Annotated in this window: 12 protein-coding genes; 9 read left to right on the top strand and 3 right to left on the bottom strand. The window is 71.3% G+C overall.

From position 1 onward, the window contains the following. Positions 1-131 precede the first annotated feature (131 nt). Together AB0D53_RS36415 and AB0D53_RS36410 are read left to right on the top strand one after the other, a co-directional pair. Positions 132-518 carry a hypothetical protein gene (locus AB0D53_RS36415; RefSeq protein WP_329814684.1) on the top strand — a complete coding sequence of 129 codons (387 nt, stop codon included), beginning with the start codon at positions 132-134 and terminating at the stop codon, positions 516-518. 140 nt (positions 519-658) lie between these two features. Then, the gene (locus tag AB0D53_RS36410) at positions 659-1,060 is read left to right on the top strand and encodes a hypothetical protein (protein WP_362453651.1); all 402 of its coding nucleotides are present in this window, start codon (positions 659-661) and stop codon (positions 1,058-1,060) included. A 137-nt stretch (positions 1,061-1,197) separates the two neighbouring features. Here AB0D53_RS36410 and AB0D53_RS36405 read toward each other — a convergent pair whose 3' ends face one another. After that, positions 1,198-3,891 (bottom strand): BTAD domain-containing putative transcriptional regulator, encoded by a 2,694-nt coding sequence (locus AB0D53_RS36405; RefSeq protein WP_362453650.1) that lies wholly within the window; start codon positions 3,889-3,891, stop codon positions 1,198-1,200. A 596-nt stretch (positions 3,892-4,487) separates the two neighbouring features. Between AB0D53_RS36405 and AB0D53_RS36400 the strand changes: the two genes are divergently transcribed. Both AB0D53_RS36400 and AB0D53_RS36395 read left to right on the top strand, forming a co-directional pair. After that, the gene (locus tag AB0D53_RS36400) at positions 4,488-5,852 is read left to right on the top strand and encodes a helix-turn-helix domain-containing protein (protein WP_362453649.1); all 1,365 of its coding nucleotides are present in this window, start codon (positions 4,488-4,490) and stop codon (positions 5,850-5,852) included. A 163-nt stretch (positions 5,853-6,015) separates the two neighbouring features. Next, positions 6,016-6,942 carry an ornithine carbamoyltransferase gene (locus AB0D53_RS36395; RefSeq protein WP_362453648.1) on the top strand — a complete coding sequence of 309 codons (927 nt, stop codon included), beginning with the start codon at positions 6,016-6,018 and terminating at the stop codon, positions 6,940-6,942. 259 nt (positions 6,943-7,201) lie between these two features. Here AB0D53_RS36395 and AB0D53_RS36390 read toward each other — a convergent pair whose 3' ends face one another. Together AB0D53_RS36390 and AB0D53_RS36385 are read right to left on the bottom strand one after the other, a co-directional pair. Next, positions 7,202-7,414: an MbtH family protein gene (locus tag AB0D53_RS36390; protein ID WP_362453647.1), complete on the bottom strand. Its 213-nt coding sequence runs from the start codon at positions 7,412-7,414 to the stop codon at positions 7,202-7,204. Between the two features lie 142 nt (positions 7,415-7,556). After that, positions 7,557-7,838, bottom strand: a complete 282-nt coding sequence (locus tag AB0D53_RS36385) for a hypothetical protein (RefSeq protein ID WP_362453646.1) — start codon at positions 7,836-7,838, stop codon at positions 7,557-7,559. A 261-nt stretch (positions 7,839-8,099) separates the two neighbouring features. Here AB0D53_RS36385 and AB0D53_RS36380 point away from each other — a divergent pair, with 261 nt between their 5' ends. From AB0D53_RS36380 to AB0D53_RS36360, 5 genes are all read left to right on the top strand, one after another. Continuing rightward, positions 8,100-8,552, top strand: a complete 453-nt coding sequence (locus tag AB0D53_RS36380) for a cobalamin B12-binding domain-containing protein (protein ID WP_329814690.1) — start codon at positions 8,100-8,102, stop codon at positions 8,550-8,552. Next, positions 8,549-9,955 carry a methylaspartate mutase gene (locus tag AB0D53_RS36375; protein ID WP_362453645.1) on the top strand — a complete coding sequence of 469 codons (1,407 nt, stop codon included), beginning with the start codon at positions 8,549-8,551 and terminating at the stop codon, positions 9,953-9,955. Before AB0D53_RS36380 ends, AB0D53_RS36375 begins: the two co-directional genes overlap by 4 nt. A gap of 5 nt (positions 9,956-9,960) precedes the next feature. Continuing rightward, the gene (locus tag AB0D53_RS36370; protein WP_362453692.1) at positions 9,961-10,968 is read left to right on the top strand and encodes an asparagine synthetase A; all 1,008 of its coding nucleotides are present in this window, start codon (positions 9,961-9,963) and stop codon (positions 10,966-10,968) included. Then, a complete protein-coding gene (locus AB0D53_RS36365) occupies positions 10,965-12,233 on the top strand; it encodes a glutamate synthase-related protein (RefSeq protein ID WP_362453644.1) in 1,269 nt (422 codons plus the stop codon). The genes AB0D53_RS36370 and AB0D53_RS36365 overlap by 4 nt, the downstream gene beginning before the upstream one ends. Before the next feature lie 114 nt (positions 12,234-12,347). After that, positions 12,348-15,474 (top strand): amino acid adenylation domain-containing protein (locus AB0D53_RS36360; protein ID WP_362453643.1); only part of this gene is annotated, 3,127 nt, incomplete at its 3' end.

Below are 15,474 nucleotides of genomic sequence, written 5' to 3'. Positions count from 1 at the left end.
CGGCCATCGATTACCGGTGCGTTCCCTTGGCGAACGAGGGAACGGGAAGGAAGCGGGAACGATTCGGGAGGGAACCGGGAGCCGGAGAGGCAAGGGTCGTTCCGTAGTTGTCTGCAGTAAGGAGTACTCACGTGAAGGACCCCAGGGATCGTTCGCCCGACGGGACGGAACTCCGCCAGGCCTTCAAGGACCTGTCCACCGTGGAACGGTGGGCGGAGCGTGTGGCGTCCGGTGATCAGTCCCATCCGTACACCGCGCCGGAGTCCTTGGAGGGGCCCCAGCTGAGCGTCGAGACCAGAACCGAGAACGGCATGCACACGGTGGCCGGGATCGTGGAGTGGCCGCCCGGTGCCGACACCGGCCCGGCGGCCCTGGACGAGACGGAGCGCGCGGTGCTCCGTTCCCTCGTGAGATCGCTGCTCGACCTGGCCGGCCATGAGTCGGGAACGGCCCGTACACGCGTGGTGCTCACCGCCCTCGGGCCGCGCGTCGCCGCCTGTCAGCTCGACGTGGAATAGCCGTTTCCGGTCCGTTCCCGCGGCAGTTCCCGGCGGCGGTATCGGGGCAGGAACGGACCGGGAACGCCCAACAGCAACATCAGTGGTGTCGGGAAGCGGAACACCGCAGAACCTCACAAACACCACTTAGGGGCGGGACAATGGGACGCAAGCTTGCTGGAATCTTCGGGATCGTCGCCGCGACGCTGGCCTTCGGGATCGGCACTGCGGTCGAGGTGGGACAGTCGAACGACTCCCGGGGTATTCAGCAGGTTGTCGCCGACGACAAGGGCCCCACGGTCATCGGCACCCACGTCCTCGCCGACGACAAGGGGCCCACGGTCATCGGTACGCAGGGCACCGACGACGACAAGGGTCCGACGATCATCGGCACCCAGGTGCTCGCCGACGACAAGGGCCCGACGGTCATCGCCCGGACGATCACCGACGACAAGGGGCCCACGGTCATCGGTACGCAGGGTGCCGACGACGACAAGGGCCCGACGGTCATCGGTACGCAGGGCACCGACGACGACAAGGGCCCGACGTCCCCCGTCATGTGATCCCCACCGCCTCGACACACGAGCCCCGCACCGGAGTCACGGTGCGGGGCTCGTCGCTGCCCATCGATGCGCCGGCCGAGGTGCCCACGTACTGATCCGGCGTGCGGCATACGGCGTACGGCGACGGCGGGAGGCCGTCAGCTGCGCCGGTGATCCGCCGGCACGCCCATGTCGGTGAAGAGCTGCTCGGCCTCCGCCCGGTAGCGGATCGCGTCCGGCGTGTCCCCGAGGGCGTCGGCCATGCCCGCGAGCGCGTAGGCCTGCTCGATGCGGTAGCTGAGCGACGAGGCGAGTTCGTGGGCGTGGGTGTGCAGCGCGAGTGCCGCCGCCACGTCGCCCTGCCGGCGGCGCAGCCGGCCCACCACGTTCTCCACCTTGGCCCGGCGCAGAGGCGAGGAGTTGGTCCGCATCATGTCGAGGGCGAGCTCCGCCTGGTCCGGTGCGCGGGGCGGCTTCCCCAGCCGGTTCTCCACATCGGCGGACAGCGCCAGGGTCAGGGCGAGGTTCACCTCGTTGCCGGCGTCCCCGTACAGAGAGCGGGCCTCCGCCAGGCAGCGGTCGGCCTCTTCGTACGCACCCAGGCCGACGTGGGCGAAGGCGAGATCGGTGATGGCGCCGGGCAGTCCCTCGTGCTGTCCCAGCTTCCGGCTCAGCTCGGCCGACCGCCGGGCCGCGTCCCGTGCCTCCTCGTACCGCCCCCACTGTTCGTAGAGCGTGCTGAGGATGGTGAGGCTCTCCGCCTCCGCTCGGGGCATGTCCAGTTCGCGTTCGTGCGCGATCGCCGTCTCCATGTGGCCCAGGGCCGCCGAGAAGTCGCCGAGCAGGCTGTTGAACTGGCCGAGGATGCTCTCGCTGTGCGCCTGGGTGTACACGTCCCCGAGCCGGACCGCGACGTCCCGGCTCTCGCGGGCGGCTTCGAGGCCCTCGGAGAGACGGCCGAGTTTCCAGCAGGCGACGCCCAGGTTGGACAGGCTCACCCCCAGCAGCGCCAGATCCTCCAGCCGGCCCGCGGCGGCGACCGCGACCCGGCTCAGCTCGCCGAACTCCTCCAGGAGCCCGAGGTCGTTGAGCTGGAAGACGAGATTGCGGGCCAGGCACACCACATAGCGGTCGTGACCCCTGCGCTCGGCGAGCGTGACGGCCGCGAGGAGCGAGGTCTGCTCGCGCCGGAACCACGTCCGCGCCTGCTCCGGGGTCGCGAGGCGGGGCAGTTCGGCCTCGGAGGGTTCGATACCGGTACTGCGCCGGCGCCGCCCGGAGTAGAGGAGGTCGCACGCCACCTCGGTGGCCGTCAGGTAGTAGCCCAGCAGCCGCTCCACCGCCGCGGAGTCCTCGGGGGCCTCGACGAGCAGGCTGTGCGCGAAGCTGCGCACCAGGTCGTGGAAGGTGTAGAGGCCGATCTCCGGCTGCTGCACGAGATGGACGTCGAGCAGCATCTCCAGCAGGTCCTCCGCGTCCCGGGCCGAGGACCCCAGCAGTGCACCGGCCGCGTGGACGTCCATGTCGCTGCCCGGGTGCAGGGCCAGCGTCGAGAACGCGTTCCGGCACTCGTCGTCCAGGGCCTGGTAGGACAGACGCAGGGTGGCGGAGACGCTGCGGGCGCCCGAGCTGAGCTCGTCGAGCCGCCGGGTCTCGTCGCGCAGCCGCTCCGCCAGGTACTGGAGGGTCCAGCGGGGGCGGTTGCGCAGCCGGGCGGTGGCGATCCGCAGAGCGAGGGGGAGATGGCCGCAGAGCCGGGCGAGCTCCGCGGCCGCCTCGGGCTCGGCGGCGACGCGCTCGGCACCGAGCGTCTCGGCCACCAGCATCGCGCTGTCCTCGGGCGGCATCACCCCGATGGAGATCCACTGCGCGCCGTCCAGATCGACCAGGCGGGCCCGGCTGGTGACCATGACGAGGCAGCCGGGGGAGAGGGGCAGCAGCGGACGGATGGCGGCGGCGTCGGCCGCGTTGTCGATGAGGATCAGCAGTCGCTTGCCGACCAGGGTGCCACGCCACAGGGCCGTGCGGGCGGGCACGTCGTCGGGGATGAGGTTGCCCGGCACGCCGACGGCCCGCAGCAGGGTGTCGAGCGCGATCCCGGCGGTCACCGGCTGGTCGCCCGGGGTGTACCCGCGCAGGTCTATGTGGAGTTGGCCGTCCGGGTAGTCCGGGGCGAGCCGGTGCGCCGCCCGCACCGCGAGCGAGGTCTTGCCGCAGCCGCCCATGCCGTCGATGGCCACGATCTGGGGGCCCTGCTCGCTGCCGCTCCTGGCGCCCTGCAGGATCTCGGCCAGTTCCCGGTCCCGGCCGGTGAAGTCCGCGAGGTCGTAGGGCAGGGTGCTGGGGGGTTCGGCGGGCAGCGCCACGGCCACGACGGGGGCGGCGGCGGCCGGCTCGGGCCCGGCCAGGTCGGGGCTCTCCCGCAGGATTCCCTCGTACAGCTTGGTCAGATTGGGGCCGGGGTCGATGCCCAGTTCCTCGGCGAGGAGTTCGCGCACCCTGCCGTACTCGTCCAGGGCCTCGGCCTGCCGGCCGGACCGGTACAGGGCGAGCATCAACTGGCCGCGCAGGGACTCGCGCAGAGGGTGCTGCTGGACCAGTTCCCGCATTTCCACGATGAGTTCGGCGGCATCGCCGAGTGCGAGCTGGAGTTCGAAGAGCTGCTCCGCCGCGGTCAGCCGGCGCTCCTCGATGGAGGTGGACGCGGCCTCGATGACCGGGCCGCCGCCGCCCGACAGGACGGGGCCCCGCCAGAGGGCGAGGGCGCCGCGCAATATCTCGGCGGCCTCGGCCGTACGGCCATCGGACGCCTTGAGCTTTGCTTCACGTATCAGTAGGCCAAATTCGGCCACGTCGATTTCGCATTGTTCCTGGGCGACGCGATACCCGGGCCCGTCGGTGACGAGGACGTCGGCACCTCCGGGTATCCGTCTTCGGAGATCCGCTACGGCCTTGCGTACTTGGTGGGGTGCGGTCGTCGGGGGTTCCTCGTCCCAGGCCGCCTCGACCAGCCGGGAAACCGGAAGCACTTTTCCGGGCTCCAGAAGCAGAGTGGCCAGAACTCGCTCTTGTATGACGCCGCCCAGTCGGAGACGCGTCCCGTTGGACCACCCCTCTATCGGGCCAAGAATGTTGAAGCGCAGCCGAAACTCTTCTGCAGTTGACACGCATCCTCCCCCTCAACTCTGCGCAGCCGCAGCGCTTCACCAGCGCGAAGCGATCGTATCCGCTGCGGAAGGAACTGGCGGTACTGCACCGGGAAGAGTTCGGGAATGGCTCGATGGAGTCTGTTCATCGACGGCAGGCCTTCGCTGCCACGGACAGCACGGAGCGTACGGAGCGTGAGCGGACCGGAAAGATCCCGGACCGGGCCGTGTGTTCCGGACAGCCCCGGGCGGCCGGGTAACCGGTCATTGCGTTTTCTGAGCATGTGGAGACCGAGGAGACAATGATGAATTCCCAGCCCGCACCCGGGCTCGACGTTCTGCTGCAGAATGCGCGCCGGCGGGCGGGACTCACTCAGGAACAGCTCGCCGGCCTTTCCACGGTGAGCGTGAGAGCCATTCGCGACCTGGAACTCGGACGGGTCCAGCACCCGCGCAGGGAAACGCTGAAGCTCCTCGCCAATGCGATGCGGCTGAGCGACGCGCGGCGCGTCGAGCTGGAACTCGCCGTCGATGCAAAGGCCGCGGGGCGCGTCTTCCAGGACATCTACGGAACAGGCCTCGCCACACCGCCGCCTCCGCTGCGCCCGCTGATCGGGCGGCGTCCCGAACTGGAGGCGCTGACGGCCCGGTTGCGTACGGACCACGAGCGGCTGCTGACCCTGGTGGGTCTGCCGGGAGTGGGAAAGTCCCGGCTCGCCCAGGAGGCCGCCTCGGTGATTCACGCCCGGGACGGGGTTCCGGTGCTGTGGGTCTGTCTGGACGACACCGCCGAGACCACCGCGGCGGACCCCAACAATCCGCAGGCGACCGTGACCGGATGGGTGCGCGCACTCGTCCGCGACGGCGAGGAATTCGAGGAACTGGCCGCGCTCATAGGGTCCAAGGCGACCTTGATCGTGCTGGATGGTCACGATGCGTCACCTTCTGTCACCCCTCGCCTGCTGAGTCTGCTGCGCGCCTGCGAGCGCCTGAAAATACTCACCACCACCGACCGGCCGGTGCAGCTGCCCGGCGGCCGGCTGCTGCCACTGGCCCCGCTCGCGGTGCCGACCGCCGCCGATCTCGCCGCCGAGCCGGTGGGCGGCTCCCTCGTCGCGGACCGGCACGCCGTCGAGCTGACGCTCTCCCATGTCAGTTACATGCGGCCCGACTTCCTCCCCACCGACTCCGTCGTCACCACCGTGGCCCACATCTGCCGGGCCCTGGACGGCATGCCGCAGGCGCTGGAGGCCGCCGCCTCGTGGCTGCTGCTGTATTCCCCGCAGCAGCTCCTGGACATCGCCCGCACCACACCGCTGGTCCTGCTCGACGGGGTGACGCCCGCCGATCCCGCCGCCGGTCCCACCCTGGGCGAGCGGCTCACCGCCGCCGTGACCGGGCTCGACCCGCAGGCCGCCGGTCTGCTGCGCACACTGGCGACGCTGGAGGACCCGTGGACGGTGGACGGAGCCGCGCGTGCCTGCGGCACCTCCCTGGCCGAGACCGCCCGTGATGTGCATGCGCTGCTGGTACGCGGCCTGATCCGCCGGCTCCCCACGACGGCGGGCGGCCCGGTGGGCTTCACCGTGCTGAACCTGGTCCGCGCGGTGCTCGACGCGGAGCAGGAGACGGCGCGCGCCGTTCTCGTCGCCGCCCTGGCCGAATGACGGCCGCCCCGCCGGGGAGCGTGGGCAGGATGCCGTGCTTCCGGGCCCGGGAGCCTTCGCTCCTCCTTCCCCGTCCCTGTCGCCCCGCCGCGCCACCCGGGGCCTCTCGTTCCCCGTTCCGCCGCCCGACCCCGTTCCCGTCCTCGTGAAAGGCACCTCACCCATGCGCAACCTGATCTCCCTCGCCGACCTCACGCCCGCCGAGCTGGACCACCTGGTGCGGCGTGCCGTCACGTTCGGCCGCGACGGCATCGTGCCGAAGCCGCTGGCCGGACGCCAGGTAGGTCTCTACTTCCGCAAGTCCTCGACACGGACCCGGACATCCTTCTGGAGCGCGGCGACCCGCCTCGGCGCCGACGTGATCACCTTCGGTCCGAACGAGCTGCAGCTCAGCACCGGCGAGACGGTCGAGGACACCGCCCGGGTGCTCGGGCAGTACCTGGACGCCCTCGTCGTACGCACCAACGGGGAAGTGGAGGAGATCCGCCGGCTCGGCAGCAGCGAGGACCTGGCCGTCGTCAACGCCCTGAGCCTGGACGAGCACCCGACCCAGGCGATCGCCGATCTCGCCACCCTGACCGAGGAGTTCGGCTCGCTCGACGGGGTGCACCTGCTCGCCGTCGGAGAGGGCAACAGCTCGGGGGCGGCCCTCGCGCTGGCCGCGGCCCTCACCCCCGGACTGCGCCTCACCCTGCTGTGCCCGGCGGGATACGAGGTACCCAAGGAGATCCTGGACCTGGCGGCCGAACTGAGCGGCGGCAAGGCCCTGGTGAGCCAGGTCGTGACGGCCGACGAGGTCGAGGGGCCGGCCGACGCGGTGTACACCAGCCGGTGGCAGACCATGGGCGTGACGAAGGAGAACCCCGACTGGCTCAGGGACTTCGACGGCTTCCGGATCGACCGCGCGTTCCTGGACCGCTTCTCCGGCCCGCGCACCGTCTTCCTGCACGACCTGCCCGCGGTCCGCGGCGAGGAGGTCACCGACGAGGTGCTCGACGGCCCGTCGAGCCGGGCCTGGCGCCAGGCCCACCACAAGATGACCGCCGCCGCGGCGGTCCTGGAGTGGTGCGTCCGGGGCATCCAGGACTGACCGGCCGCACCGCGGCCACCGGCACCGCCTGATCACCCGCACCATCGGCTCCTGGCGCACACGGGTTCACGACCGAGACCACCCGTGTCCGCCAGGAGCCTTCCGCGTGTCCCGCGTACGGGACCCCGCTCCGCACGCAGCACGCAGCACGCCGCACGCCGCACGCCGTACGAGAGGGGCGGGCACGGAAAAGGGCGGGTGCGGGGCGGCATGTGCCGCGCCTCGCACCCGCCCTCCGGGGCCGGGACGACCGATGGGGTCAGCCACCCATCGCCGCAACCACCGAACGCGGCCGCATGTCGATCCAGTTCGCCTCGATGAATTCTCCGCATTCCTGCTTGCTGCCCTCGTCCTTCACCAGTTCCCAGCCCGCCGGCTGCTGGATCCGGGCCGGCCACAGCGAATACTGCCCCTCTTCGTTGGCCAGCACTACATAGCGGCCCTGGGAGTCCTCGAACGGGTTGGTTGCCATGATTTCCACCTCGGTTGGACGATGTCTTACGTGAATGTCGTCAGGTGTTTCTGAGTGTTTCGGCTGCATCAAATGCTAGGAGCCGCAGACCGGTTCGCCGGGCAGAAGCCCAGGCAGATCGGCGGCACCACGGACCGCGCGGTCAGGCGAGCACGCGGGCCGTCTGGTGCGCGTAGGTGAGGGCGACCCCGGTCGCCACGGTGGCCGCACGCACCGCCCCGAGCGCCTCGCGCACCAGCTCCGAACGCTCCACCGGCATCACCTCGATCCCGGGCTGGCCCGCACGGACGATGTTCACGGCGGCTTCGAGCACGGCGACCTGGGCCTCGCCGAGCGCCTCCCGCCGGTCGACCCGTTCCCGTACCTCCGCCAGGACGTCCGCGAGCACGTCCGCCGCACGGACGCTGTGGCCGGTCTCTGCCATGTCATGACTCCTCGGTCTTTCGCCGGCGGATTGCACGGGGCCGGGCGCTGAATTCTGCGGGTGCAGTGCCGCCAGTCTCACGCCCCGCCGGCCGCCCGGCATCGGGCTCGCGGCCAACTGCTCCTCTGCTGCCGCCCAGTTGCCGCCGCTCACGCCGGAAACGCCTCCGGAGCGAATCTACGGTTGTGGCCGAAAGGGAGTTCCGGGCAAGCCTGGACCTCTTTCTCCCCTTGTCATCCAATGATGTGGACGAAGCGAACAATGAAGCCTGCGGAATGGGCGGCTCGTCATCGATCCGGGCCGCTGGATGTTGTTGTCACCGGACTGCAATCCGATGCTCACACCTGGAATCTCATCTACATCCAACTGCTGCTCGAAGACCTCGGGCACAAGGTCGTCAATCTGGGTTCCTGTGTGCCCGGGGACGAGATCGTCGAGTCCTGCTGCAAGTTCCAGCCCGACCTCCTGGTCGTCAGCAGCGTCAACGGGCACGGCTTCAACGACGCCGAGCCGCTGATCGGAGCCATCCGGTCGCGCTGGGAGCTGACCGGCCTGCCCGCGGTCATCGGCGGCAAGCTCGGCGTGTCCGGAGACGGGGAGGAAGAGGCCGACGCCCTCATGAGGGCCGGGTTCGACGCGGTCTTCCAGGACGGCGTCGACATCGCCGCCTTCGAGTCCTACGTCGACTCGCTCCCCAAGGAGGTGGAACGATGACCGCGCAAGTGGAGGAGGCAGCTCCCGGGAGCCGCACCACGGTGCACCGGCGACCGCTCTCCTTCGGCCGCTTCGTCGCCGGGGCGCAGGCCCGCGGAACACTCGTGGTCCAGCCCCGCATGGGCTTCTCCGACCCCGCACTGATGAGGGCCGGCCTGCTGGCCACCAAGGGAGCGGCGGACGCCGTCGTCGGCACCATGACGATCGACAGCTACACCCGGGTCAACGACGAGGTGTCCGCGGCCCGCGCCCTGAACGGCGGCGTCCCGCTCAACGGATTCCCGATCACCTCCTACAGCCCGCACACCTCGCGCTGGGTCCTCGACGGCGTCCGGGACGCAGGGTTCCCGGTACAGATCCGGCACGGCTCGGCCCGTCCCCAGCGCATCGTCTCCGCACTGGCCCGGCTCGGCCTGGACGCGACGGAGGGCGGCCCGGTCTCCTACTGCCTGCCCTACGGACGCACCCCGCTCCTGGACTCCGTACGCAACTGGCAGGAGGCCTGCGACTTCCTGGCCGGACTGCGCGGCACCGGCGCGGAACCGCACCTGGAGACCTTCGGCGGCTGCATGCTCGGCCAGCTCTGCCCGCCCGGGCTGCTCGTCGCCATCAGCGCACTGGAGGCGCTCTTCTTCCACCGGGCGGGGCTGCGCAGCATCTCGCTCAGCTACGCCCAGCAGACCAACGCGGACCAGGACCGCGACGCGATGCACGCGCTGCACCGCCTGGCCGGTGAGTTCCTGCCCGACACCGACTGGCACATCGTCCTCTACACCTACATGGGCCTCTACCCGCAGACCCGGCACGGTTCCCTGGAACTCCTGGAACGGTCGGCCGAACTGGCCGTGGACACCGGGGCGGCCCGGCTGATCGTGAAGACCGTGGCCGAGGCTCACCGCATTCCGACCGTGGCGGAGAACGTCGAGGCCCTGCGGGTCGCCGCACGGGCCGCCGCCCGGCACCGCACCGCGACCGGTGCCCGGCCCGGGAGCGTCCCCGCCCCGCACACCGATCCCGCGGACAACGCCGTCTACGCGGAGGCCCGTGCCCTGGTGGACGCCGTGCTGAACCTGGACGACGACCTGGGCCAGGCACTGCTGAAGGCCTTCGCCCGTGGCTACCTCGACGTCCCCTACTGCCTGCACCCCGACAACGCGGGCCGCACCCGGAGTCATATCGACGGGTCCGGCCGCCTGACCTGGTCCGAGATCGGGGCGATGCCCCTCGGGCCCGTCCGCGACCGCGGCCGGCGGCTCACCGCCGCCGGGCTGTTCGACGCCCTGTCGTTCGTACAGCGCCGGCACGACCGCACCGTTTCCCCGTCCGCTTCCCGCCCCTCGCTCCCCACGGCGGCCCGTCGCCCGGCGGCCCATCGGCAGCACACCCAGGAGGTAGCACCATGACCAGCATGATCGCCGAGTCCCACGGCCGCGTCGCGCCCTCGTTCCCGGCCTCTCCCGACCAGCACCTGATCGCCGAGCCGACCCGTGCCACGCTCCGGGTGCAGAGCCGCATGCTGGCGGCGACCCGGGCCTTTCTGACCGCGCAGGGGTTCCAGGAGCTGCTGCCGCCCGTCATCGGACCGGTCACCGACCCGGGCATCCGCGGCTCCAAGCAGGTGGACGTCGACTTCTACGGCCACAAGTACAAGCTGATGACCAGCGCGATCCTCTACAAGCAGGCCTCCCTGCTGGCCTTCGACAAGATCTTCTACATCGCGCCCAACGTCCGCCTGGAACCGTTGGAGACGGCCGTCACGCACCGCCACCTCGCCGAGTTCCACCAGATCGACGTGGAGATCCGCGACGCCCGCCGCGAGGACGCGATGGAGCTCGCCGAGCGGCTCGTCGCCCATGTCGTCGACGAGGTCGTCCGCGAGATGCCGGGGGACCTGGAGCTCCTCGGCCGGGACCGGGACGCCTTCCGGGAAGTGGTCCAGGAGGCCTTCGACCGCACCACGCACAAAGAGGCCACCGCCGACCTGGTGGCACTCGGCCACCCGCAGGACCCGGGCGCCGAGATCGACTGGGAGGGCGAGGAGATCCTCTCCGCCAAGACCAGCCGCCCGTTCTTCGTCGTCGACTACCCCAAGGGCTCGCGGGGCTTCTACGACCAGGAGGACACCGACCGCCCCGGCGTCCTGCGCAACTTCGACCTGATCGCCCCCGAGGGCTACGGCGAACTCGCCAGCGGCAGCGAGCGCGAGCACGACTACGCGGCCCTGGTCACCCGGATGCGCGAGACCGGCGAGAACCCCGCGAAGTACGGCTGGTATCTCGACCTGGCCCGGCGCGGCATCCCCGCCAGCTCCGGCTTCGGCATCGGCCTGGAGCGCTTCACCCGGTACGTCACCGGCCGCACCGCGGCCTGGGAGGCCAGCGCCTACCCGAAGCTTCCCGGAGTGATGTCGGCATGAGCACGGTACTGAGCGCCTCGGGCTTCCCCGAGGAACAGGTGCGGCACCGGGCCAGGGCCGGAGCGGCCGGGGCCTTCCCCGCGCTGGAGTCCTACGGCAGCAGCATGCTGGGCGCGGTCCCGGCCGGCCAGGACTCGTACGACCTGCTGGAACGCGCCAGGATCGTCCCCCCGGTGTTCATGCCGGAGCGGCTGAAGAAGCTCATCGACCTGGCCCGCGAACCGCTGTACACGGATGTCGAACTGGACACCGTGCTCGGCGGGTTCACCTCCCGGCTGCCGCTCTACGTGTCCGCGTTCGGCTCCACCCAGGTCGCCAGCCACGACCTGGGCGAGGCGGCCGGACGCCAGGCCGGACGGCTCGGCATCCCCATGGTCATCGGGGAGAACGTGGTGCCGGTCAACGGCTACCGCGCCGCCGCCGACTCCGCAGCCTCCCCGCTGCTCGGCCGGATCGCCGCCTACACGGCCGCCGCCGACGACGAGCACGGCGGTGTGGTGGTGCAGCAGTCCACCGAGGACGCGGACGCCGAGGTGTGGAACCTGGTCTACAGCGACCCGGTGTCCGAACCGCTGCTGGCCACCGGCCGGCTCGCCTTCGAGCTGAAGGTCGGCCAGGGCGCCAAGCCGGGGCTCGGCGGTCTCACCGTCCTGGGCCGCGAGGCCGGCGACCGGGTCGCCGAACAGTACGCCATGGACGAGGTGTTCGGCGCCGGCAGCGACTCGGTGCTGCGGATCAGCAGCCCCGGCACCTTCACCGAGGAGATCCTGCGCCAGCAGATCCGGCTGATGCGGAACAACTTCCCCCGCGTGAAGGTGTGGGTGAAGCTGCACCCCGGGCGCGACATCGCCCTCGCCGCGGCCACCGCATGGGCGGCCGGCGCGGACTCCGTCACCGTGGACGGCGCGGAGGGCGGCACCGCCTGGGCGCCGACCGCGTTCCTTGGTCAGGTCGGGCTCCCGCTGGGCGAGTGCCTCACCCGCATCGGCCGCACCGATCACTGCCTGCTCGCCAGCGGGCGGATCTGGGAAGGCACCCGGGCCGTCAAGGCGCTGGCGCTCGGCGCCCGCGCCGTCGGCCTCGGCCGGGCCGCGCTGCTCGCCGTGGACGAGGACGCCGAGGCCGGCCTGGTCCGGCTCGCCGAGTCCATCGCCCTCGAACTCCGGCTGCTGATCAGCTCCGTGGGCAAGTACCACGTCAACGCCCTGGAAGCGGACGACGTCCTGCTGCCGGCCGACGCCGCGACGGGTTCCCGTACCGGCTGATCCCCCCGCTCCACCACTGCGCTTCGCACCCATTGCACGTCATCCACCGTGGCTCCGTCGGTCTCCCGGCACGCCGCGAGACCACGAGATCCGAGCTACCGAGAAGGTGTCGAGATGTCCCAGCCGCAAACCGATCCAGCTCTCTCCCCCGGCGCCGCAGTCCCCGCGCACGTCGCCACGTACAACGACACGGCCGAGAACCTGCCCGTGGGCGCGCTGCACGCTCTCTTCACCGCGCAGGCCGCCCGTACCCCGGACGCCGTCGCCCTCGTCCGCGAGGACCGCCGTCTCACCTACCGGGAGCTGGACGGCGCGGCCAACGCCCTCGCACACCGGCTCGTCGCCGAGGGCGTACGGCCCGGCGACGCGGTCGGCCTCCTCTTCGACCGCTCCTTCGCCTATGTCGTCACCGTCCTCGCCGTGATGAAGAGCGGCGGGGTGTACGTCCCCCTCGATCCCCGCCAGCCCGAGGAGCGCCTCGGCTGGATCCTCTCCAACACCGGGGCCGGCCTGCTGGTGACCGACCGCCCGGCCGGGGAGACCGGCTTCGCGGGCGATCTGCCCGCCCTGCGGCTCGACGACACGAGCGCCACGGCCGACACGGCCACCACCGCACCCGATGTCACGGTCCACCCGGACCATCCGCTGTACATGATGTTCACCTCCGGCTCCAGCGGCACCCCCAAGGGCGTCGTCAACACCCACCGCAACGTCGTCGAACTGGCCCTGGACCCGGGCTTCGGCGCCGCGGCCCATGAGCGGGTGCTCGCCTACTCGCCGCTGCCCTTCGACTCCTCCACCTACGAGCTGTGGGTACCGCTGCTGCGCGGCGGACTGGCCGTCGTCCTGTCCGCCCCGAAGATCGACATCGGCGAGCTGGCCGACGCCATCACCCGCTACGGGGCGACCGCCGCCTACTTCACGACCGCCCTCTTCGACGCCATGGCCAGCGAGGCGATCGACGCCCTGGGGCAGCTGCGCGAGATCTGGACCGGCGGCGACGTGCTGTCCGCCACCGCCCTCCAACGGGCCCTCGACCACTGCCCGGACACCACGTTCGTGCACGTCTACGGTCCCACGGAGGCGACCGTCTTCTGCAGCTACCAGGCCTTCACCCCCGAGACGCGCACCCTCGACCGGCTGCACCTCGGCATCCCGATGGCGAACACCGCCATGTACGTCCTGGACGCCGGGCTGCGCCACACCGCCCCGGGCGAAACCGGCGAACTCTACGTCGCGGGGCCGCACCTCGCCCAGGGCTACGGCAGGCTGCCCGCCCTGACCGCCGAGCGGTTCACCGCCGACCCGTACGGACCGGCCGGCAGCCGCATGTACCGCACCGGCGACCTGGCCGCCTGGAACGAGCGCGGCGAGATCGTGTTCCTGGGCCGCGCGGACCAGCAGGTCAAGCTGCGCGGCAACCGCATCGAGCTCGGCGAGATCGAGACCGTGCTGGTCCGCCACCCGTCCGTCGCCCAGGCCGCCGTCATCGTCCGCGAGGACCGTCCCGGCGACAAGCGCCTGGTGGCCTACGCCGTACCCGCCGAGGAAGGCGTCCTGGACGCGGCCGAACTCCTCCGGTACGTGGCCGAAGAGCTCGTCGAGTACATGGTGCCCTCGGCGGTCGTCCCGATGGGGACCCTGCCGCTGACCCCGAACGGCAAGCTGGACCGGCGTGCCCTGCCCGCCCCCCGGGTTCTCGCGGCACCGGGCGGCCGGGCCCCGCGCAACCCCGTCGAGGAGGTCCTCTGCGGGCTCTTCGCCCACTCCCTCGGCCTGCCGTCGATCGGCGTCGACGACGACTTCTTCACCTCCGGCGGCCACTCGCTGCTGGCGACCCGGCTGGTCAGCCGGGTGCGCACCACCCTGGACGTCCAGCTGACGCTGCGGCAGTTCTTCGAGTACCCGACCGTCGCGCTGCTCGCCGAGTACGTCGCCACCGGCGGCGGCGAGTCGGCCCGCCCGGCGCTGACCGCCCAGGAGCGCCCGGAGCCGCTGCCGCTCTCGGCGGCCCAGCAACGCCTCTGGTTCCTCGACCAGCTGGAGGGCCCGTCGGCGACGTACAACATCCCGCTCGCCGTCCGGGTACGGGGCGAACTCGACGTCGCCGCCCTGGCGGCCGCGTTCACCGATGTCGCGGGGCGGCACGAGAGCCTGCGCACCGTGTTCGGGCAGGCCGAGGGGCAGACCTACCAGCGGATCCTGCCCGCCGACAGCGTCCGGGTGGAGCTGCCGGTCACCCCGGCGACCGAGGACGGCATCGCCGCACTGCTCACCGAGGAGTCCGAGCGCTTCTTCGACCTGTCGGCCGATCTTCCGTTCCGCGCCCGGCTGTTCAGCCTGGGTGAGCAGGACCACGTACTCCTGGTGGTCATGCACCACATCGTCTCCGACGGCTGGTCCTACCAGCCGCTCATGCGCGACCTGAGCACCGCGTACGCGACTCGCTCGCGCGGCGAGCGCCCCGCCTGGGAGCCGCTGCCCGCCCAGTACGCGGACTACGCGCTCTGGCACCGCGACGTGCTCGGCGACCCCGCGGACCGGGAGAGCGTCGCATCCCGCCAACTCGACTACTGGCGCCGCACCTTGGCCGATCTCCCCGAGGAGGTCACCCTGCCCGCCGTACGACAGCGGCCGGCCGTCGCCTCCTACCGGGGCGCCACCCACACCGTGCACCTCTCCCAGGACGTGCACTCCTCGCTCGCGGAGCTGGCGCGCGAGTCGGGTGCCTCGGTGTTCATGGTGGCCCAGGCGGCGGTGTCGACGCTGCTGTCCCGCTCCGGCGCGGGCCACGACATCCCGCTCGGCTCGCCGATCGCCGGCCGTACGGACCAGGCGCTCGACGACCTCGTCGGCTTCTTCGTCAACACGCTCGTCCTGCGTACGGACACCAGTGGTGCCCCGAGCTTCCGTGAGCTGCTGGGCCGGGTCCGGGAGACCGATCTGGCCGCCTGGAGCCACCAGGACCTGCCGTTCGACCGCCTGGTCGAAGCCCTCAACCCCGACCGGTCGGCCGCCCGGCACCCGCTGTTCCAGGTCATGCTGACCCTGACCGAGGCGGCCACGCCGACACTCGTCGCCGAGGACCTGGACACCGAATCGGAGTTCACCTGGCTGAGGTTCGCCAAGTTCGATCTGACGTTCTCCTTCGCGGAGCGTCGTTCGGTGGATGGTGGGCCGGGTGGGTTGGACATCACGATCGAGTATGCGACTGATCTGTATGACGCGCGTTCGGTGGAGT

Source organism: Streptomyces sp. NPDC048295 (assembly GCF_040652135.1).
Lineage (GTDB): Bacteria > Actinomycetota > Actinomycetes > Streptomycetales > Streptomycetaceae > Streptomyces.
Note: the sequence above shows the minus strand (reverse complement) of the source record. Positions and strands in the feature narration are given on the sequence as shown.